At 28.4% G+C, this 20,030-nt stretch carries 26 protein-coding genes and 1 pseudogene; 2 read left to right on the plus strand and 25 right to left on the minus strand.

Annotated features, from left to right (window positions below; translation table 11 throughout):
• The 4 genes from FYJ83_RS05885 to FYJ83_RS05900 form a co-directional block, all read right to left on the minus strand.
• Positions 1-2,115, minus strand: coding sequence for a M1 family metallopeptidase (locus FYJ83_RS05885; RefSeq protein ID WP_154439406.1), 2,115 nt, complete (start codon positions 2,113-2,115; stop codon positions 1-3).
• Positions 2,116-2,293: 178 nt separating this feature from the next.
• Positions 2,294-2,842, minus strand: a complete 549-nt coding sequence (locus FYJ83_RS05890; RefSeq protein WP_154439407.1) for a GNAT family N-acetyltransferase — start codon at positions 2,840-2,842, stop codon at positions 2,294-2,296.
• A gap of 66 nt (positions 2,843-2,908) precedes the next feature.
• Entirely contained in the window at positions 2,909-3,472 is a 564-nt protein-coding gene (locus FYJ83_RS05895) for a nitroreductase family protein (RefSeq protein WP_154439408.1), read from the minus strand.
• Between the two features lie 318 nt (positions 3,473-3,790).
• Positions 3,791-4,123: a YqfO family protein gene (locus FYJ83_RS05900; protein WP_154439409.1), complete on the minus strand. Its 333-nt coding sequence runs from the start codon at positions 4,121-4,123 to the stop codon at positions 3,791-3,793.
• A gap of 130 nt (positions 4,124-4,253) precedes the next feature.
• Between FYJ83_RS05900 and FYJ83_RS05905 the strand changes: the two genes are divergently transcribed.
• Complete coding sequence (locus tag FYJ83_RS05905) at positions 4,254-4,919, plus strand: DUF421 domain-containing protein (protein WP_216585485.1); 666 nt, start codon at positions 4,254-4,256, stop codon at positions 4,917-4,919.
• Between the two features lie 73 nt (positions 4,920-4,992).
• On the opposite strand, the gene FYJ83_RS05910 is transcribed toward FYJ83_RS05905, so the two are convergent.
• The 21 genes and pseudogenes from FYJ83_RS05910 to FYJ83_RS06010 all read right to left on the minus strand — a co-directional run bounded on the left by FYJ83_RS05910 (position 4,993) and on the right by FYJ83_RS06010 (position 18,883).
• Positions 4,993-5,664, minus strand: coding sequence for an aminoglycoside adenylyltransferase domain-containing protein (locus tag FYJ83_RS05910; RefSeq protein WP_154439411.1), 672 nt, complete (start codon positions 5,662-5,664; stop codon positions 4,993-4,995).
• Positions 5,665-5,795: 131 nt separating this feature from the next.
• Positions 5,796-6,413, minus strand: coding sequence for a lactate utilization protein (locus FYJ83_RS05915; RefSeq protein WP_154439412.1), 618 nt, complete (start codon positions 6,411-6,413; stop codon positions 5,796-5,798).
• Positions 6,414-6,486: 73 nt separating this feature from the next.
• Positions 6,487-6,729, minus strand: a pseudogene (locus FYJ83_RS05920) (2-thiouracil desulfurase family protein); the annotation flags it as partial.
• 30 nt (positions 6,730-6,759) lie between these two features.
• Positions 6,760-7,371, minus strand: coding sequence for a P-loop NTPase fold protein (locus FYJ83_RS05925; RefSeq protein WP_154439413.1), 612 nt, complete (start codon positions 7,369-7,371; stop codon positions 6,760-6,762).
• Positions 7,372-7,390: 19 nt separating this feature from the next.
• Positions 7,391-7,780 (minus strand): DUF6483 family protein, encoded by a 390-nt coding sequence (locus FYJ83_RS05930; RefSeq protein ID WP_154439414.1) that lies wholly within the window; start codon positions 7,778-7,780, stop codon positions 7,391-7,393.
• Between the two features lie 51 nt (positions 7,781-7,831).
• Positions 7,832-8,452: a histidine phosphatase family protein gene (locus FYJ83_RS05935; RefSeq protein WP_154439415.1), complete on the minus strand. Its 621-nt coding sequence runs from the start codon at positions 8,450-8,452 to the stop codon at positions 7,832-7,834.
• 40 nt (positions 8,453-8,492) lie between these two features.
• A complete protein-coding gene (locus FYJ83_RS05940) occupies positions 8,493-9,416 on the minus strand; it encodes a radical SAM protein (RefSeq protein WP_154439416.1) in 924 nt (307 codons plus the stop codon).
• Positions 9,417-9,436: 20 nt separating this feature from the next.
• A complete protein-coding gene (locus FYJ83_RS05945) occupies positions 9,437-10,264 on the minus strand; it encodes an endonuclease VIII (RefSeq protein WP_154439417.1) in 828 nt (275 codons plus the stop codon).
• A 39-nt stretch (positions 10,265-10,303) separates the two neighbouring features.
• Entirely contained in the window at positions 10,304-10,384 is an 81-nt protein-coding gene (locus FYJ83_RS20435) for a hypothetical protein (RefSeq protein ID WP_326828308.1), read from the minus strand.
• Between the two features lie 26 nt (positions 10,385-10,410).
• A complete protein-coding gene (locus FYJ83_RS05955; RefSeq protein ID WP_154439418.1) occupies positions 10,411-10,929 on the minus strand; it encodes a hypothetical protein in 519 nt (172 codons plus the stop codon).
• Between the two features lie 274 nt (positions 10,930-11,203).
• Complete coding sequence (locus FYJ83_RS05960; protein ID WP_154439419.1) at positions 11,204-11,917, minus strand: class I SAM-dependent methyltransferase; 714 nt, start codon at positions 11,915-11,917, stop codon at positions 11,204-11,206.
• Between the two features lie 14 nt (positions 11,918-11,931).
• A complete protein-coding gene (locus tag FYJ83_RS05965) occupies positions 11,932-12,519 on the minus strand; it encodes an NUDIX hydrolase (RefSeq protein WP_154439420.1) in 588 nt (195 codons plus the stop codon).
• A gap of 25 nt (positions 12,520-12,544) precedes the next feature.
• Positions 12,545-13,153, minus strand: a complete 609-nt coding sequence (locus tag FYJ83_RS05970; protein WP_154439421.1) for a histidine phosphatase family protein — start codon at positions 13,151-13,153, stop codon at positions 12,545-12,547.
• A gap of 30 nt (positions 13,154-13,183) precedes the next feature.
• Positions 13,184-13,966 carry a hypothetical protein gene (locus FYJ83_RS05975; RefSeq protein ID WP_154439422.1) on the minus strand — a complete coding sequence of 261 codons (783 nt, stop codon included), beginning with the start codon at positions 13,964-13,966 and terminating at the stop codon, positions 13,184-13,186.
• A 219-nt stretch (positions 13,967-14,185) separates the two neighbouring features.
• Complete coding sequence (locus FYJ83_RS05980; protein ID WP_326828309.1) at positions 14,186-14,704, minus strand: flavodoxin domain-containing protein; 519 nt, start codon at positions 14,702-14,704, stop codon at positions 14,186-14,188.
• A gap of 53 nt (positions 14,705-14,757) precedes the next feature.
• Positions 14,758-15,402 carry a nucleotidyltransferase domain-containing protein gene (locus FYJ83_RS05985; RefSeq protein WP_154439424.1) on the minus strand — a complete coding sequence of 215 codons (645 nt, stop codon included), beginning with the start codon at positions 15,400-15,402 and terminating at the stop codon, positions 14,758-14,760.
• Between the two features lie 2 nt (positions 15,403-15,404).
• The gene (locus FYJ83_RS05990) at positions 15,405-15,644 is read right to left on the minus strand and encodes a hypothetical protein (protein ID WP_154439425.1); all 240 of its coding nucleotides are present in this window, start codon (positions 15,642-15,644) and stop codon (positions 15,405-15,407) included.
• Between the two features lie 293 nt (positions 15,645-15,937).
• Positions 15,938-16,594 carry an HD domain-containing protein gene (locus tag FYJ83_RS05995; protein WP_154439426.1) on the minus strand — a complete coding sequence of 219 codons (657 nt, stop codon included), beginning with the start codon at positions 16,592-16,594 and terminating at the stop codon, positions 15,938-15,940.
• Positions 16,595-16,716: 122 nt separating this feature from the next.
• Positions 16,717-17,238 carry a GNAT family N-acetyltransferase gene (locus FYJ83_RS06000; RefSeq protein ID WP_154439427.1) on the minus strand — a complete coding sequence of 174 codons (522 nt, stop codon included), beginning with the start codon at positions 17,236-17,238 and terminating at the stop codon, positions 16,717-16,719.
• Positions 17,239-17,402: 164 nt separating this feature from the next.
• The gene (locus FYJ83_RS06005; RefSeq protein WP_154439428.1) at positions 17,403-17,936 is read right to left on the minus strand and encodes a GNAT family N-acetyltransferase; all 534 of its coding nucleotides are present in this window, start codon (positions 17,934-17,936) and stop codon (positions 17,403-17,405) included.
• A 131-nt stretch (positions 17,937-18,067) separates the two neighbouring features.
• Positions 18,068-18,883, minus strand: coding sequence for a P-loop NTPase family protein (locus FYJ83_RS06010; protein ID WP_154439429.1), 816 nt, complete (start codon positions 18,881-18,883; stop codon positions 18,068-18,070).
• A gap of 370 nt (positions 18,884-19,253) precedes the next feature.
• On the opposite strand from FYJ83_RS06010, the gene FYJ83_RS06015 reads away from it, so the two are divergent.
• Positions 19,254-19,919, plus strand: coding sequence for a YoaK family protein (locus tag FYJ83_RS06015; RefSeq protein ID WP_154439430.1), 666 nt, complete (start codon positions 19,254-19,256; stop codon positions 19,917-19,919).
• The last annotated feature ends 111 nt before the right edge of the window (positions 19,920-20,030 follow it).

Genomic DNA, 20,030 nt, shown 5'->3' on the forward strand with positions numbered 1-20,030 from the left:
CTATTTGTATTTCCCTTGGATTTCCGTATTTTTAGTATTTATTATGAACTGCTTATCATTAGTATACATTGGATCATATCTGTATAATGAATTCTCGTATATAATAAATTCATCATTTCCTAAATTCTCTTCAGAAGCAGTATCCTCATATAAAAATATTACTAGCACCAAGTTATCTTTATTATTTGGGTTTTCTGCTATAAAACTTCCTGTAACATTTTGATTTTTAATGGATATCTCATTTATATTAATAGTTTCTTCATCTAGTTTAATAGGTAATTCAGGATTCATTTCTTTAATCACACTATGTTTATTTGGATATCCAATTAATATTAAATTGTTTTGTTTATCCTCTTCTGTTAAATCCTTTTCTTCTTTAATTTTCATATTTGAATCATATCCACTCATTCTATCATTTACTAGCATTTGGGTAAATTCTTCAAAATTCATTAAGTCTCTTTCACTTAAATATTTTGGCTTTACTACTATTACGGTCTCTTCATCTAAAGCCCTCAAGGCTATACTACCCATTATCAATCCATTTACTTTTTCTGATTCTCTTAAATATCGTTTGTGCTGATTTCTATAGTAAGCTTCTTGTTCTTCTTGAGTTAATTCAATATCATTAGGAAAATAATTAGGCTGTGTTACTGCCTCCTCCATAGAATTCCTTATATCTTTTCCTGCTACTTTTTCTATCACATCTAATAATCCTTCTATTGTTGCATTTTTGAACTTATACGTTTCAAAATAAGTCTTCAATATTTCAGTGAATTTTTCTTCTCCTACTTTTTGTTTCAGAGCTTCAAAGAAAGCAGGTCCCCTTCTATATATAGCTTCACTATAGTCTCCCCAATCCTTAAATTCATCTACATTGGTATTTAGTGGCATTATATTTGATGGATACATTGAATTTCTTATGGCAAAATCAATTCCATTTTCATGACTTTTTCCATATTCTTTTTCAAAGTAGTATGCAGTAGTAAATACAGTTAAGGACTCATCTAAAAAAGGTTCCTTGAATTCATTGTTTCCCACTGTTACATACCACCATTGATGAACCGTTTCATGAACGGCAGCTTCTATTAGGAATGGAGCACTCTCTTCTATATTAATATCTTCCATGTCCCAATATCCTCCCATTTGTATTGCCTGAGGGTACTCCATAGCCCCTCCACTTAAATATGTTTCTGCTATTTTCAACTCATCATAAGGATATTTCCCTATGGTTTTGTTCATAAACCTTACAGTCTTAGCTACTTCATCTAATATCATATCTGCAGTTTTACTATCTTTTTTACCTTCCTCTACAATATAATAATTACTAATTTTAATATCATCTACTTTTTTAGTTTTTACTTTATATTTATCACTCATAAAAACAACAAAATCTCTAACCTTTTCAGCCCTTATGGATACGGTCTTATTTGCACCATTTTCTTTCTCCTCTATTATGGTTCCAGTTGGAGCGATTACCATATTCTTAGGTACAGTTATATCAACATTATAGTTTGAAACATGGCTATAATTAGACTCTCCTATAGGGTTAAAGGGATTCTCATCCCATTTTCTATCTTTCTCATTATATATAGACAGTATTGGATACCAATTTGTCAAGGAATAAACTCCTTCTAGATGATGAAGACGATGGTATCCTTCAGGAATTTTTATAGTGAATTCAATTTTTATCTCTGCCTTTTCACCTTTTTTTAATGGTCTATCCATATTTATTTTTAATATTTGATTATCATCTGTATACTTAACTTTTTTATCATTAATATGGACATCTTCTATCTTAATATAACCTTTTTCTTCCTCTGCTAATTTAGGAATTTCCTCTCCTTCCATTAGATACATACCACCTATAGCTGGTAAGGTCTCATATGATTCATAGGAATTAGGATAAAGATGAAAAACTAGATTTTTCAAGTCCGCATTATAAGTATTAGTAAAAATAACCTTTTGTTCTCCCTCTACAGTATGAACCTTATTATTTAAAGTAATGTTCATTTCGTACTGAGTCAAGTTATCTAAATCTACTGCAACTCCCAATTGAAAACTGCTTAATAAGACTACTAAAATCAATGCAATTGATAAAAATCTTTTTTTGTTCATTATGTACCCCCTCGTTTTTCATATATTTACCATTATTTTATCATAGATTGCCTACAATTTCCAAAATATATAGTATATTTAAAATGAATTCAGTTGAAATAACAGCAAGTTTTAAAGTATCTTCCATCTGTGAATATTCTACTAATTTAAAATCAAGCTCTATACCTCTTTATATAAATTAATCAGAATATAGTCCCTTGCTTAATATCACACTCTTATAATTTGTTACATCCCATTTAATAGTTTCTATATATTTATAGCCTCTTTTTTTATAATAATCAATTAAATGATATGCAGTTTCAGCCGTATCTAGTGCAAGTTCTCTTACATTGTCCATCTTTCTTGCCTCATCTTCTACAATATCCATCATCTTACTGCCAACTCCATATTTTTGTAATTCAGGTTCTACTGCAAACTGTCCAATCTTGGCTACGAATTCCTTACTATACCAACTATTTCCATCTGAAGCTTCTGGCTTATATAGAGATATTGTTGAAACTATTTTATTTTTATATATTCCCACATAACATTTATAGGCCTTATTTATTCTATCTAATGTTATACTAGAATCCTGTGTAGCTGCCACATAATTAAGTCCCATATCAGCTAAAGTCTTATAGGATTTGTTTAGAAGTTGTGTTAATTCTTCAACTGAATCACCATCTGATAATAATCGAAATTCTATATACTCATTATTTAATTCGTGTGAATATAAATTTTTTTGCATTGTCTAACCTCTCTCTGTTTTAATTTTTTCTTATTCAAGCATATTATTTATAAGATGGATAGCAATCTAGTAATGTCCTATAACCGACTTATCTTTTGTTCTATGTTTGCGGTCAGGTTCATATTCCTGCCAATATACTCTCTTTTCATTAAATCGTGTTCTGGCCTCTTTTTCTTCTGCAGGGTATCCAATATATACAATACCTAAAGGAGTAACATATTCAGGTATATTCAGTATTTTTTTTAATGGTTTTATATTGCTTTCTAAAGGATATATTCCTATCCAAACTGAACCAAGGCCAATGCTTGTGGCTGCGATTAAGATATTTTCTATTGCAGCGCTACAATCTTGCACCCACATTTCTTGGGATGGACCTTTAAAGGCTAATTTCATATTTCCACATACAACAATGGCAACAGGTGCATTATATCTAGCAAAAATCAATTTATCTCTTAATTGAGAAAGTTTTTCCTCCTCATCAATAACTATAAACTCCCATGGTTGACAGTTTGCCGCTGTAGGTGCTGCTGTAGCAGCTTTCAACAAGGTTATAATTTTATCTTTTTCAACCTTCTTATCTAAATAATGTCTTATACTTCTTCTCTTATAAATCGTTTCAATTACTTCCATTCTAAAACCCCTTTCACCTTAAATTATAGAATTTTTATTATAAAAGTTTTCAATCTTCTTGTCCTTCCATAATAAGCCTTATCTATAATAACAAACTAATTATTTTTACTTAATACCATTACTACATACACTGTTCAAGACTTCTTTATCTTATAATAAAACTTATATATAACTATTAATTCTATAAAATTTGTTAAATTCCTTCTTTTCTAAATAATAAATTAAAAAAGTATGTAATCTTTCTTTTAATTACATACTTTTTTAATTTAGGTTTTCTTTCGATTTCAACATGTTCTATTTATAAAAAATTCACTTCTATTATTCAAACATATTATTTATAATGGGAACTATATTAAATAATGGTTCTTCATATGGGTGAATCCTTCTTATAGCTTCTATTGCATTTTTTATATACTCCATTTTACACCTTACTTCAACCTTACATTCCTTACCTTCACAAATTTGTCCAACTTGTCCACTATAAGGATTAGTTCCTTCTAATGGTCTCCAATATCCCTTAACATTAGTTATAGACATGCAATTGTCATAATTTCCTACTCTACAGGCATTTACTTTATTAAGTTCATCCCTTAACTCTATAATATATTCTTCTGGAATATAGATTTCTATTTTTACTTCCTTTATTTCCATAGTTATATCTGCTCCTTCCTTTATTAAGGATAATTTTTATATATCAATTTGATACTTAATTTATTTTAGTTCTTTATTATATAATAAATAATCAAATCATGCTAACAATATGTATTATGGAGGTAATAATATGATAATACTTAAAACAATTTTAGCTTTTTTACTATTATTAATTTTAGCTAGATTTCTTGGTAAAAAACAAATGAGTCAAATGACTTTTTTCCATTATGTTACGGGAATAACCATTGGTTCCATAGCTGCCGATATAGTTATAACTGATAATGGTTCTATCATAGACGAAGCCATAGGTTTAGTATTATGGTGTACCTTAACTGCTCTATTAGCTTATGGTACCTTGAAATCTGCAAAACTTAGATTACTCATTGATGGGCAACCTACAATTTTAATTAAAAATGGAATATTGCAAAAAAAATCTCTAAAAATTACTAGGATAAGCATGGAAGAACTGTCTATGATGCTTAGAGAACAAAGTATTTTCTCCATTGAGGAAGTAGATTATGCTATTTTAGAGCCAAATGGCAGATTAAGTGTACTAAAGAAGCAATCTAATTTAAGTTTAACTAGAGCAGATATGGATATTCCTACTTCTAATCCTAAATATTTACCATCACAAATCATTGTAGATGGTAAAATAGTATATCAAAACCTAAAACCCCTTGGTCTAAGTATTGAATGGTTAGAAAAAGAACTTGATGCTCAAAATATTAGTAATATAAAGGATGTGTTCTATGCTGAAATTCAAAGTGATGGTTCCCTCTATATAGCTCCTTATTAAAAATGATTTTTTATTTCTTTTAACATATAGATGGCATATTCTTCTAATATATTGCCCTTATGTTCAATTTGATCTAATCTATTAGTATATACATTAACAGCATCTTCCACAATTTTTTATATTTTTGTGGCACTATTTCCTTAGCCCAATTTCCAGCCTCTAGTTTTGAGCAAATTATATTTTCCTTTATATAGTACAATACTCTACATAAATTTAGAATAATATAAACTGTATTTTCCATTATATCTTTCTCAGCATTTTCTATATCATTAACAATTGAGTGTATATAATATTCTCTTGGTACATCTGCAAATACTTCTTCAATCCTTTCACCATACAGACAAATACCTCTATGTTTAATGATTGTAAAATGTGCAGCCAAATCTTTGTCTATAGAATTTTCACAAAGATAATTACTATCAACCAAATATCTATATTTATAAGAATTTGAATAATGCAATTCAAACGGTGTGGGGTATATAAAATCTTTTGTATACTTTTCTAAGACAATACTCATTTCTACACCTTTTCTTGGCAAATTATCTAAGGTTATTATTGAATCAATAATAGCCTTCTTATCTGGAATACTCATAGGTTCTTTTACTACAACAATTAAATCTATATCACTTTCATTTGTATAACATTCCATGGCTAAGGAACCATGTAAATATATGCCAACAAGGTTTTTATCTAATATACTTTTATATCTTTCAACTATAATATTTAATATTTTCTTAGGTTCCATGTTCTCACCTTATTCTGTTCTTTCGAAAAATCTCAATATTTTAAATTCAATTCATTTAATAGTGTTACTCTACCATTCTTTATTTTACTGATAAATATGTTTATTATTATATGTTTATTAACCTATGGTTTTCAATATCCCATATCTTCATTTATAATGATTACCTTTATTCTTTCATAATCAAATTGTCTTGCAATAACTACAAAACTATTACAAATTCGTTGTGGATGTTTACAGTCAATACATCTATCTAATTTAGTACAAGGAGTTTCTTTTTTTAATCTCTTGGCATCTAATGGTGCTGAAATCTGACGTACTCTTTCTATGGCTTCATTTATATTGTTTACAATTTTATTTTTACCTACTATGACAATTACTTGTGATGGTCCATATATCATAGGAGCAACCCTGCTTCCATTTCCATCAATATTAACTAGCTCTCCGCTAACTGTTATTGCATTACATCCAGTAATAAAGTTGTCTACTGAAAAATTTTTAATATAAAGCTCTCTTTTTTCAATGGAAGTTAAATTCTCTATATGTTTGTCATAAAATATATAATTTCCCTTCCTAATAAAATCAAAAACTCCCAATTGTTCCAATGTAACAGAATCACCACTTCCAACAGTACTCCCTTGCAAAATCAATTTATCTAAAAGAGGAAATAAGTCCTTACTATCTTCAATAAAATATCCCTGCATATTATTACGTTTTAAATTATCTAAAGTAGTCTTTATTAATTTCACCATTCTATCCTCCTTCATAAATATAATTAATCATAAAATGGTCCATATTTGTACTCTAAATCTAGTTTTTCTATGATTATATTCCTAACATATCCAAATTACTTTCTGTATACACCTCAATATTATTTTTAATTAATAGTCCTGCAGTTAAACCATTTCCTCTTATCAAATTACCTGAAAATGTTCCATCGTATATAAGTCCACAACCACAAGAAGGACTTTTCGACTTTAATATTGCCTTTTTAATACCTATAGCCTTAGCAATTCCCAGAGTCTTTTTCGCACCTTCAATGAATTGTTTAGTAAAATCTCGTCCATCCTCACTAAATACATACTATATCTCCCTTTATCATTCATGAGTTAATATAAAATCAGCATTTTCCATAGGGCAATATTCTTCAATATATTTATCTTCTGCTGGAAAATATCGTCTTTCATATTTCAATTTTATATCTTCCGAATCTCCTATATACTTGTCCCTATTTACTACACGATTTAATCGTACTTCTTTTGGAACATCTAAATAAATTACACAATCAAAATACTCCCTTATGTCTTTTCTCTGTAAAAATATTCCTTCCAATAGTAAAATTGAACCTTGAGGTATTTTTATTTGTTCTAAAATATATACATCATTATCTTTATCATATATTTCAATTTCTTTGTGAATTTCAATTCCTTGCCTTATCGGCATCAAGATTTCTTTAATTAAATAATCATATCTCCATTGGATGTTATAATAGCAATTCCATTCTTCTTTAGATTCATTATATCTAATATTTTTTGGATATATGAAATCATCAATATGTAGTATAAATGTATTATAATTTCTATTACTTAATTGTAGTTTTAATGAGTCAACTATTGTACTCTTACCAGATCCTCCTAGACCATCAATTCCTATAATTAAAGTTTTCTCTGGATTATATATTTTTATTATCTTATCTAGCAATTCCTTCATTTATAATTCTCCTGTATTATCAATATTCTTTCCGGCTAATTCCTAAACTTTCAAATTTAATACCATATAACCTCAATATATCCTCAAGACCTAACTTTATCTCTTCACGACTAAAATCCGCTTCTTCTAATTCCTCATCACTTAATTTATTTACTTTATCATAAAAATCCATTGCTATTTTTATGTATATTAAATCATTGGTTTCTATGTTTTCAAACAATAGGTCTTCTGCTTCATTGACTTTTAGGTTATTTATCAGGTTTATTAACCTTTCATATAATATATGAACTTTTTCAGAATTACTTTCACCGTGGATATTTAGTTCCACACTATCCTTCTTAAATAATACCTTCCCTATCATATGTATAAAACTTGTAATCTGCCTCATTATCCAATCTTGATGATACATAAATTTCACCTCCTTAGCTCTTCTTTTTTATCTTTAATTACTTTAATGAATTTACCCATTTAACTTTAATAAATGTTCCTGCTTATTTAAAAATATAATCCTTCTTTCGTTACCACTTACCTTCCATAAATGAATTCCAGTATCACCAGTACTTATATATGAATCGGTATTAACTGGTAGCATCATAAAGCTTCTAAAAAGCATATTTATCATTCCGCCATGTGATACTATACATATCCTTGATTTACTTTCTTCTCTTTCATACTTATATATGAACTTTGACCAAAACATTTCTGCTCTAGCTCTAAAATTAATATATGATTCTGACTCTGCAAACTCATCATGAGGTTTTCTTCCACCTTCTGGCAGAGGAAATTTCTCATTTGCTTCCGAACGATATAGACCTGCTAATAAACCATTATTCCACTCCATTAACTCATCATCAAATATTATACCTGCACCAGTTTCTTCACTTATGAATTCAGCTGTTTTGGCTGCCCTTTTAAGTGGACTGCTTAAAATAGTATTAATTTCGTAGTGTTTTTTTATCCAATTTGCCGCATATTTTGCTTGTTTACATCCTAATTCAGTAAGTTCAAAATCTGCTCGTCCTTCGTGTCGTTCCTCTAAATCAGCAACAGACTGTCCATGTCTTACTACTAATATTTCCATATGAAATCCTCCTTGTACTACTACAGTTTAATTATCATTTCTATTCTACGGACCATCTCTTCCATTTCAATACTTCCTTATCTTTCATATCGTCATTATTATATTCTTCTAATTCCCTATGAATTTTATCTAATAATATATCCTTTTGCTGAGGAAGTCTACCCTTTAGTATCAGTGCATTTGTCTTATGTGTCCCATTAAATATAGTATTTTTCAAATTTAAATTCTCTATTAAAAGTTTCTCTTCTTTCAAGGATTCTAGAGGTCTTAATCGAATAAACTCTTTCTTTCTCACCTTTTCAACTAGCTTTGCATTTTTAAATAATACTAAAGTAACTACAATTATAACATCAGGATTGAATTCTGATAAAAATTTAGCTGTATCTATGGCATGTTTCTTACTTAACTTTCTTCCACCTAGCCCCAACATAATGTATGTAGAATAACTTATATTACATTGTTCTAACCTAGTTAATGCTAAATAATTATCCTCTCTTGTAACACCCTTATTGTGAAATGCTAAAACTTCATTATTCCCCGATTCTATACCAATAGATAATTCCCCTACTCCTAAAGCTTTAAGCCGTAATAATTCATCTTTACTTTTTCTCAATATATCATTAGCTCTTGCAAAACCACTAATATTATCTACATGAGGGAAATAGTATCTTATTAGCTTAATTATTTCAATTAATATATTAGTATCTAAACATAGAGGATTCCCTCCAGCCATAACAACTTTCTTAACTGTTCTATGTCTATTTGAATAATAATCTTTTAATATTTTTAACCTTCTATCTATTTCTTCCAGCCCTAAGAATCTATATTTATTTCCTTGATTTAAATCACAATATAAGCATTTGTTCCAACTACAACCGACAGTAATGGGAATAGCTATACTATAACCTTGAGTCATCGGAACATAAAAATACTCACCATATTCCTTATATATTTCATTCAGCATTGTTTTTATCCTACTCCTATTTAGTAATATTGACAACCCTTACAATAGTAAATACTTCCTCCCAGATAAGCCTCCTTAATAATATTATTACCACAAATCTTACATGGCTCTTTCACAGTCTTTTTACTTAATTTCGTAGTATAGCCTCCTGAACATCCAAATAAATCCTTTTCTGTATCTCGTCCACCTTTTGCAACCATCTCATCCAAAGTAGATTTAATAGAATAATATAGTCCCTCTATTTCTTCATCTGAAAGTGTTGTTCTCTTTCTTTTAGGATGAATTTTGGCATTGAATAATATATCCTGCAAGATTCCATTTCCAAGACCAGGTATACGTTGTTCTGTGGCTAAAAGAAATTTTATACTTTTCTTCTGTAATTTTTCATCTGATATAATTTTTTTATAATGCTTAAAATCAAAGTCTTCAGATAAAGGAGATGGTTTTTCTTTAGCTAATTTATAATATATATTGTCGAATTCCCCATCTTTAAAACACCAGATCCCCCCATACATTTGAATAGATGCAACAAGTGAAGAATAATCATCAAATTGTATTAATAATTGATGCTTTTGTGGTAACTTTTGACCTTTATTAAAGTATCGTAGATTTACGCCATCCCCTAATAATAATCTAATATCACCTAAACTGATTTCCACAAAACCGCCATATGAATAAGCTTTCTCTATTATTTTACCATTTAACTTTGAGTTATATTCACTAGGTTCACCATAATACCAAGCAAACTTATGTGGTGATTGATTAGTAATAACATCATTAATCTTTTTACCCCTTAAAGTCTCATTTATTTGACATGATAAGGTAATAGCTTCTGGTATTTCAATCATAGAATTCCCTCCTCTAATTGTTTCTTGCAAATCTCTAATTTAATTAATATATGGAATATATATCATTGTAAAATATGATATGGTATTATATATAGCGTGGGCTAAAATACAAGTAAATATAGAGCCTGTAGAGACATATAATACTCCTAATTTAAATCATGAGAATATATTATATTAAACCCCTTTTCATTTACAACAGATAATTCCATCCGAATAACTTTACCTTTAAACTGAATAAATCTTTTTGACATTTCACCAATAATCCCACCTAAGTCTTCAATGTCACTATAATAAAGGGATATATGAGGTAGCCATAGCCCTGAATCAATACTTGTCCATACATTGCAATAAGAATCGTATTCCTGATGGTATTCCTCATAATATTGTAATAATTTTCCTGAGGTAGAAGGTATGCAAGCTATACAATTGGTTGTTAGAAAGCCCAATGCTGAGCAATTTATATAGAATGATTTTTTCCCCTTTACAAATCCCTTGGTGTACTCCAAAATTTCATTTATATCAATATTTACAAAACTTGCAAATGTAATATGTCCATAGATAGGATTATATTCAATGTTAAATAATTCTAATGTCTTTCTTAGATCATCTAGTTTTTGATTAGTAGTTTCATCTAATATCCAAATAGCATATACTTGATTATCCATATTTATCTCCTCCTATAAGGCATATTCTTAGCCAAGCTTTGCTCTCGATGAAAGGACATAATATACAATATCTTAAAATATAAATTATGCTACAAGTACAGCACACTTGTCCAACACGCTCAAACAATAATAATATTTTATCCTCTTTAGTATTGTCATAATATATTGGACGATTCTTAACCCCAAATAATATTTTGAATAAATAACATCAGTAAATATATCACCCCTATATATGAAAATCCTAGATGTCCTAGCATAGGATACATAACATTTACTAAAGTTTTTGTGCTATTACCAAAGAATGAAGTGTACTTTCAATTGATACTTTACTTCTGCATATTTTTCGGTTAAAATCTAGCCATGATTTATATTCATTTTCATCTAACATATTAATAAAACTTCCAATTTTGGGAGTTATTCCATCTGTTGCCATATGGTCGATTATCCTAAAACCTGATTTAATAAGAGCTTCTTCAATATATTCAGAATCTAGCCCAATAAAGTAAGGATTGTTCCCAAGCTCTCTATGTGTATTTTTATTAATATATGCAGCTGCTAATATTCCATTTTGACACAACACTCTTTTACACTCACCTAAACACTTATATTGATCATTTTGATTTGCTAAATGATATAAAGGTCCCATACATAATATGGAATCAAATTCTCCTTCTTCAAATCTTGATAAATCTAGTGCATTTCCTTGAGCCACCTTCATTTCTAAATCTTTAAATTCGTCTAGCTTATTATTAAGTATGTCAATATGCTTCTCAACTAAGTCCATAGAAAATACAGAAATTCCTTTCAAAGCATAATAAAAAGAATAACGTCCTGTTCCTGCCCCGATATCTAGCATTCTAGAATTAGGTTTTATATAACTCTCTAATGCGTAATTTGTAATATCAAATTCCACCTGATGAGCATTATCTTTTATTAACCTGCTTTCTTCATCATAATTAGAGTAATAATCTACTATATTTTTTGTCATAATATTTATTCCTCCTAAACTAAGAACTTATTAATATTCTCTCTAATGAACAAAGCTCTATTAATTAACTTCTTATATAAATATACATCCTTAGAATCAAAATAATCCTCAGTAAATCTATCCAATGCAAACCAGCTGACATCACTGTTTTCATCTTCTTTTACTATAAGTGTTTCTTCCTCACTTGCAATAAGAATATATGCTACCGAAAGATGTAGATGGGCACTAACATACTTATTTCTTCTCATATGTCCAAATACAGGTAGAATATCAATAGACACAATATTTTCTGTAAGAGCTGTAAAGGTATTTATACCTGTTTCTTCCTTTGCCTCTTTAATTGCAACATACAAAAAGTCTGAATCTCCATCAACATGCCCACCAGTCCAAGCCCAAGTATTCCGTATATTGTGATGAATCATTAGTACCTTATCCAGTGATTTATTCATTATAAATCCAGAACTTGTAATATGTGCAAATTCATTTTCCCTTAACAAAATATTATTAGGAAATTGTTCTATATAATCAAGAATTACCTTTTTATCTTGAATTTCCTGTTGGTTAGCAGGAGTGAAATCAACAATTTGTTTTATATAATCCATTTATTCCCTCCTTAATATTTATAAATTAATTCAAATGATCTATATATTTACTTAAAGTCATCTTTATCTTTCCTTTATCTACTTCACTCTTATGTATACTTGTATTTTGAGCTTTAAAAACCTTATTTTTATTAGTCCATTCAATCTCTTTTACTAAATGATATATAATATTTATCACTCCACCATGTGTAACTACTAATATATCTTCATTTTGAGCTGAAACTTCATCTACTAAATTATAAAACGTTTTTTCTATTCTATTTAAAAATTCTCTTGGACTTTCTCCCTCTAAATATCTTTCATCCATTCCTAATGTGTTAAAATATAAACCCGGAAATGATGTTTCAGCTTCTTCATTTGACATACCAGCCATTATTCCATTGTTGTGTTCTCTCCACTCCTGATTTAACTCGACTTTCATTTCAAATTTTTTAGCAATATAAAATGCTGTTTCTTTTGCTCTATTTAAATCACTACTAATTATTCTAGTAATATTAAATCTTTCTTTGTTTCTATACAAATATTCAGCAAGCAACTTAGCCTGTCTTTTTCCTTCATTCGATAAACCTATTTGACTCCATCCTCCCCTAAATCCTTCCTCTTCTTTTCCATGCCTTACGAAATAAATAGTCAATATATTCCCCCTAACTATTTTATATTTGACCTATACATCCATCAGATCCTTTTTTATTAAATGCATCTTAGCAAAATGTCTTTTTTCCTCAAATACAAAACCTAAATCTATATATCCTTTATCTAAAAACCAATCAAGGGGACCATTGGGAAATGGAGTATTCTCAGAAGCTATGGCTATTATGGATTTAAACCCTAATTTAGGTAATTCTTCCTCTAACCTTTGTAATGGGTATGTCTTATAATCGCCATTTTCACTGGTAGTAAAAGAACAAGTAAGAAATGCCATATCTTCAGCCTTGGGTATAGGATATGGAACCACTACTGAGGGGATGAACTCTGCACCTCCGATACAAATTTCATTTAAATAGTGGAGTTTTCCCATATGTGGGAGATTATATCTTTGTCTTAAAACTTTTATCCAATTTCCTTTGTCCTTACAATAAATATCTTTTTTAGAAGAAGAACATAAGGCACAAGTATCTATTATTGTTTCTTCAGTTAAATCTTTTATATCTCCCATAATAATATTATTACTCATTTTAACATTATAAGTTTTTGCTTCTGGTATAGTACCATTTAAGATATTCTCTAGATTATCTATAGAAATTGGTCCATGCCACCTTAAATCATTATCTATAATAATCATATTCGGAGAAAATATATTTAATTTTTCTGCTATATTATAATCCTTAGATATATCAAATAAATTAATTTTACATCTCTTATCATTTGAAAATCCACTCAGTAGCTCTCTAATTTTACAATTATGGGGACATTGATCTCCCCAATAATAAAAATCAACTTTTCTCATATTTTTCACTTCCCTTGAATATAGTTACAGCTAAAATAAGATTCATCAAACAATTCTATTTTAGATAATAATTCCATATCTTTTATCCTAATCATTATTTTTGCTTAGTTATTTTAATATTAGTCCTAAATTAAATCCTATTATTTTAATGACATCCTTGGAAGTAAATATCACTTACATTTGTTGCTTTTTTCTATACCTCAATATAAAATTATATTTTTAAATTGTTTTTATATATTCAATCAATGGATTTATGTATTCTTTTTTTGAGTAATCATTTGATTTAGTAATTGTATCATACATACCTTGTTCTTCTGGAGATTTATCTTTTTTAATCTTTAATATAGCTTTAAATATACTCATCATTCCTTTACTACCAAGTCCCATCTTTTCATAATTCATACCACTGTGAAAATAAAACAAATGAAAGTTTTCTTTTTCTTTCAATGAAAAGTTTGCATTCTTAATTTCTTCAATTTTTATAGCCTCTTTTGGTGTTGCACCTGTAACAAAAATAATTATATTTTTATCGTTCATTTTAAAAATATCATTTTTTATAGACTTTAGTCCGTTAATCTTACCAGCGTATAATCCTCCTCCAAAAACAATAGTGTCATAACTTTGTAATTCATTTACGTTTATTTCTGTTATAGAGATAGCACTACAATTCAATTCATTCGCAACCCATTCAGCATATTTTTGGGTAAATCCTGTATTTGACTTATATAATACAATCACCTTTTCCAATATTAACTCCTCCTTCTTACACGGATATTATTAAAACAAAATACTTATTTAATCCATGGATGCCCTTCTGGATATTCTGTATTCATAGCATTTATAAACCAATTATATCTTTCCTTTTCAAGCTTATTTATTACTGAATCAAAATCATGTTTATAATCATTATTTTCATGGTTTCTTGACTTGTAAAGTAGTATAACCTCTGGGGCAAGAATACTGATTTTGCCTCTTTTTATAAAAGCAATATCTGTATTAACCATAATGTTATGATTTTTTTGATAATAAAAAATACCATTTTCTACTTTATTAAATAAGACTTCTATAAAATCTAGTTCTGTCTGTTCTCTATCAATAAACTTTACATATTTAAATATACCATCAATTTTCTCAGTCTTTATAAAATCAGCATCTTTTTTATAACACCAAATATTATCAAAATATAAATCTGGATGCTTAAAAGCAAATTCTACGGGTACTAATCTTTGATTACCAACTGGTGCATCTATCTCCCAACCCTTTGATTTTAGGTGTTGAATACATTTTTCCATATCATCAAAACTAACAGTTATATCTATATCTTTATGTGTTCTCGTTATTTGTCCTAAAAAAACATCTATTGCAAATCCTCCGCAAAGATGCCACTCTACGTCCATATCCTCTAAGTGATTATATAAATCATCCAATAGCTTCATTTCTATCTCCTTTTATTTTCCTTTTCATTTCCATGCTTAAAATTGCCAGTAACCTTAGCCATGATTAGCTGTGCTTCCATTGTATCTGCTTTTCCTATTTTAGCTAAAAACTTCTCACTCTCTTTACCCTTCAGTATCATTACTTGTTTTTCATACCAAAATATAAATACCTTATTATCTTTTGATACTCTATATGAAAAACATTCTTCTTTAAGTCTATTTCTTTTATCTATATTATTCAATATATCATCTCCTAGATAAATCTCTGAACTTCCACCATTTTAAGTTACAATATCTGGTTTTATAATTGCTTTAAATACACATCCATAGACTTCCCTGCCTATTGTAATAGCACATCATTAAGTAATCTCATAATGGTAACTATTTATCTTAATACTATTCTACATTGTTTTCTAGATTCCTTCTTTTTCAAAAATATTCTTTAAAAATCTTATGCTAAATAATACACAATATAAAAGACTATAATAATCATTTGATTATTATAGTCTTTCACTTTCCTTATGCTATTCTGAATTTAACATTGTAAATCTATATCATCATAAAGTTCTATTTTAAGATTTTCTAAGAACTCATATAAGACCTTTGTTCTTCGAATTGCTATCTTTTTAGCTGTTTCTGTATGGATTCTATCTTTTATAATTAATAATCTTGAATAAAACAAATCCAATGCATATTCTCTACCATTTGGGTCTCTACTATTGCAAAATGGATCTTCTGGATGATAAAAACTTTTTTTCATCTGACCTATTGAACTAAATGTTCTCATTATAGAAATAATTCCTGTAGACTCTAACATATCAGCATCTTGTAAAATCTTTCCTTCTAAAAGTTTTGGTATAATTCCTTTAGAAAAGGAACATTCCTCTATTGTTTTGTAAACTTTTTGAATCTTATCTTTTGGGTAACAATCTAATTTTTCTAATATATCTACTGCAAATTCAGCACTGTCTTTAGTCGAAAACTTAGATTTTGGATGATTTTTAGGATAGCATATTACATCATGAAATATTGCTGCTGGTATTAAAATATCTAAATCTCCACCTTCTTTTTCTTTTATATGTTTTACCATACTAAGTACTCTCATAGCATGATATATATCATGAGAAGGATCAGTATTATCAATTTTTTGTTTAGCAATTTCAATTAGATATTTTTCCATTCTATTTTCCATAGCTATCCCTCCTTAAATACACCAAATATCATATAATATTTAGGTGTATTCCCTATCTTTTAACTAAATTCTCTTGCCAGCAAACAGCTACTACCTTTATTGGTTGTATAGAGTACACAAATTCAATCAAGTATTTTCTCAAAGCTTATACTGTCAACCCATCTTCCATTTTGATAAATATGCTGATTGTAGCGTTCTATAAATTGGAATCCATTTTTAATTAAAACTATTTGTGAACCTATATTATCTGGAGATGTACCTGCTTCTATTTTATGAAGCTTATGTGCATTCGTAGCTTCATTTAAAATTAATTTTATTGCATTTGTAGCATATCCTTTTCCTTGATGCTTCTCAGCTATTCTATAGCCTAATTCAGCTTTATTAAGATTCCCTCGTTCTATTGATACTAAGTTTATTCTACCAACAATTTCTTTATCACTATCCATAATTAGGTACATATATACCATATCTTTTTGCTGCTCTTCAACTAGCTCCTTTATTATTTCTTTAAAATTATCAAAATTATAGTAACTATCATCTCTCCCCAAAGATTTACTTTCAAAAAAATCTCTATTTTCAAGCTCAAATTTAAAAAGTTTATTCTCATCTAATTGTTCAAGTAACTTAATACTAATTTTAGTCATAAGAACACTCCTTTATCTTCATTTGTTAAGCTATCACTGATATATCTTTAAATAAAACTTCAAATACTACCTTAATATTTATATAGAAAAAATTCCTATGGTAATAAGATATTACATGCCAGATTATATATAATAAATATGATGAAACTTTCAACCTTTAATATTTACATCATTGTTAAACTTAAAATTAGTTTATTTCCATCATCTTCTGTTTGTGAAATTTCCTCTTGATAATTGCCATTTATATAATTTCCAATGGTTTTTCTCCAAAAAGTTTGCGCTCTTTTATTGCCTTCATTAGGGTTTGTCTGCAATTCCCAAGTACCACGATGATTATTGAACACTTTAATTGCTGCTTTTTCTGCTACACCCTTCCCCCTATAACTTCGTAAAATAAAAAATTCATTTAAATAAAAATCACTTCCTTGTGGTGTATAAGGAGGTGTTGCTACTAAAGCAAAGCCTGTTGGAATACTATCTACCATTATTAAATATGGAAATAATATTGATTGTTTGGACCACCATATATCAAAAACCTTATTTTGCTCATTTAAAGTCAAAGTTTCGTCATCTTCAAAAACTCCATATTTGTTTGGTTTCCATCCCCATATCTCAGATAAATCGTGTAAATATAATGGGTATAGATTGTTTATGATAAATTTAGTACTTTGATCTGTCAAATTTAAAGTTACTTCCATTTATTCCACTCCTTTCTATTCCTATTATAGTATTTCCTTTGCTTTTTTGGTATATAACTTCTAAGACTTTTATACTTATCTCCTATTATATATAATTTTATAATTTTTTCCCTCACTGCGTAAACACAGTATTATACGGAGTTCATCATATCTTTGAATTCGCAACCGAGAATACTCTTAATACTATCAAACATCTTATTCCAATCTCTATCTGTATTATTCAAAATATAAAAACGAAAAGGTAGCAACTTAGTTATTTTAAGTTCTAAATTTTTTCGTTTTATATAATATTCTACTGTTTCAGGATTGGACCATTTTGGTTTTGAGCGAATAATGGCCGTATGTTTCAATGATTCTTCAACACTATTCTGCGACATATATAATAAAACTGGATTTAATGGGCTAATTATAACTGAAAGATTTATTATATATTCAATAATCTCATCTTCTGAAATTTGAGGATACAATCTATTAATATCATGAATTTGATGCTGAAATAAGACACTCTCAAAAATTGTTAATGTATCTATATTGCGCATTCTTTTAACATACTGTTCAAAACGTCTATAAAAAACCCTTTTATATGTATCAAATGAAACAATTGGCTTATTCGAATAACAAAATTCTTTAAAAGATAAATACTCAGCTAACTCATCACTTTGTGGTTTCGGCTTAGGTATTTTATAAGGTGTTAAAATATAATCATTTTCTATAATAGAGTTTAATCCAATCCATTCTGCTTGTTGAGGAAATCTCATTAGTAAATTGTTGTATTCAGACTTTGTAAGATAAGCATAAAAAGGTAAATCAATTGGATGTTCACTACCTTCAATATAAACTTCTGAATTTATACCAATTTCTTTAAGATATGTATATAGTAATTGAGATGTAGTTGTTTTGCCAGAACCTGGTATACCCTCAAATATAATTAATTTAGTCTTTTCCATTTCCACCATCCTTATGATATATAATAAATACATTATTTTGACCTACACATTAATGGTCTTCTATGTCTACAAATCCCCAATCTATGATTTTACAATTATTTTCTTTATCAATTTTAATCTTATATAATTAAAAGTACATAAACTTACTTTAATTCTATTTTATAACATTTTGTCTCTTATTTCCTCTTCATCATAAACCATAACAAATCTATGTCAATATACTATTCTATATTTTCTCTCAAACTCCTTCTTTTCAAAAATATTTTTACTTTTTACTATTAATAAATTTTTATTATGATATTATAGACACTTTAATACAGACGTTGTAAAATATAAATTATATAGCTTAAAATGAAAGGATCGTATCATAATGGATGATTGTAAGTCAAAGATTAAAATTTCAACGCAAATCAATATTATAGGTTTCATCCTTATAACAATGGCAGGATGTATTGATACAGTTGGAATAAAACTTTTTTTAGACGAAAGCCCTGCTTTCTTAACGGGTAGAGGAATAATATTAGGTTATTCCATATTTAAAAGAGATTTTGGAGCATTTACTTGTGTATTAATAGTTATTTTAGCATTTATAATTGGTGCTTGTATTTCCACAATAATAACTAGAAAAATGGGATTAACGGGAGGTCTATGTTTTACAGGTATACTTATTGCAATAGCAGCGTTTCCTGTTAATTTAAGTAATATAACTATTGCTACAATTATTATTCCAATGGCTATGGGTGGTCAAAATGCAGCCACAAGCCTAACAGCAATAAATCGTACAACCCATCTTACTGGTCCAGCTACTGATATTGGGATAAATATTGCTAAAGGAAATTGGAACATTGTTGCATTTTGGATTTTACGTTGGATTGGATTTCCTTTAGGTTCCGTTATTGGATTCCATTTAGTACATACGGCTAATAATAATATTATAAATATTCCATCAACATTACTTTTACCTGCTATTATTATTATTTTAACTGGCATTATTCAAAAACTAACTTTTGATATTCCTTTGTTAAAAAATATATAGAAATAAGTAGAAGCAAGAAAACAAATCATATATATCTAGCTGATAATTCCATAAAACAACTAAATAAAAAGCATTTAATCTTAATAAGGTTAAATGCTTTTTCAATAAAAC

This window comes from Tissierella pigra (assembly GCF_009695605.1).
In the GTDB taxonomy this organism is placed as follows: domain Bacteria; phylum Bacillota; class Clostridia; order Tissierellales; family Tissierellaceae; genus Tissierella; species Tissierella pigra.

Bases quoted from the DNA above. Each gene is read 5' to 3' on its own strand.
- FYJ83_RS05885 (WP_154439406.1), bottom strand. From the start codon at position 2,115: ATGAACAAAAAAAGATTTTTATCAATTGCATTGATTTTAGTAGTCTTA.
- FYJ83_RS05890 (WP_154439407.1), bottom strand. From the start codon at position 2,842: ATGCAAAAAAATTTATATTCACACGAATTAAATAATGAGTATATAGAA.
- FYJ83_RS05895 (WP_154439408.1), bottom strand. From the start codon at position 3,472: ATGGAAGTAATTGAAACGATTTATAAGAGAAGAAGTATAAGACATTAT.
- FYJ83_RS05900 (WP_154439409.1), bottom strand. From the start codon at position 4,123: ATGGAAATAAAGGAAGTAAAAATAGAAATCTATATTCCAGAAGAATAT.
- FYJ83_RS05905 (WP_216585485.1), top strand. From the start codon at position 4,254: ATGATAATACTTAAAACAATTTTAGCTTTTTTACTATTATTAATTTTA.
- FYJ83_RS05910 (WP_154439411.1), bottom strand. From the start codon at position 5,664: ATGGAACCTAAGAAAATATTAAATATTATAGTTGAAAGATATAAAAGT.
- FYJ83_RS05915 (WP_154439412.1), bottom strand. From the start codon at position 6,413: ATGGTGAAATTAATAAAGACTACTTTAGATAATTTAAAACGTAATAAT.
- FYJ83_RS05925 (WP_154439413.1), bottom strand. From the start codon at position 7,371: ATGAAGGAATTGCTAGATAAGATAATAAAAATATATAATCCAGAGAAA.
- FYJ83_RS05930 (WP_154439414.1), bottom strand. From the start codon at position 7,780: ATGTATCATCAAGATTGGATAATGAGGCAGATTACAAGTTTTATACAT.
- FYJ83_RS05935 (WP_154439415.1), bottom strand. From the start codon at position 8,452: ATGGAAATATTAGTAGTAAGACATGGACAGTCTGTTGCTGATTTAGAG.
- FYJ83_RS05940 (WP_154439416.1), bottom strand. From the start codon at position 9,416: ATGCTGAATGAAATATATAAGGAATATGGTGAGTATTTTTATGTTCCG.
- FYJ83_RS05945 (WP_154439417.1), bottom strand. From the start codon at position 10,264: ATGATTGAAATACCAGAAGCTATTACCTTATCATGTCAAATAAATGAG.
- FYJ83_RS05955 (WP_154439418.1), bottom strand. From the start codon at position 10,929: ATGGATAATCAAGTATATGCTATTTGGATATTAGATGAAACTACTAAT.
- FYJ83_RS05960 (WP_154439419.1), bottom strand. From the start codon at position 11,917: ATGACAAAAAATATAGTAGATTATTACTCTAATTATGATGAAGAAAGC.
- FYJ83_RS05965 (WP_154439420.1), bottom strand. From the start codon at position 12,519: ATGGATTATATAAAACAAATTGTTGATTTCACTCCTGCTAACCAACAG.
- FYJ83_RS05975 (WP_154439422.1), bottom strand. From the start codon at position 13,966: ATGAGAAAAGTTGATTTTTATTATTGGGGAGATCAATGTCCCCATAAT.
- FYJ83_RS05985 (WP_154439424.1), bottom strand. From the start codon at position 15,402: ATGAAGCTATTGGATGATTTATATAATCACTTAGAGGATATGGACGTA.
- FYJ83_RS05995 (WP_154439426.1), bottom strand. From the start codon at position 16,594: ATGGAAAATAGAATGGAAAAATATCTAATTGAAATTGCTAAACAAAAA.
- FYJ83_RS06000 (WP_154439427.1), bottom strand. From the start codon at position 17,238: ATGACTAAAATTAGTATTAAGTTACTTGAACAATTAGATGAGAATAAA.
- FYJ83_RS06005 (WP_154439428.1), bottom strand. From the start codon at position 17,936: ATGGAAGTAACTTTAAATTTGACAGATCAAAGTACTAAATTTATCATA.
- FYJ83_RS06010 (WP_154439429.1), bottom strand. From the start codon at position 18,883: ATGGAAAAGACTAAATTAATTATATTTGAGGGTATACCAGGTTCTGGC.
- FYJ83_RS06015 (WP_154439430.1), top strand. From the start codon at position 19,254: ATGGATGATTGTAAGTCAAAGATTAAAATTTCAACGCAAATCAATATT.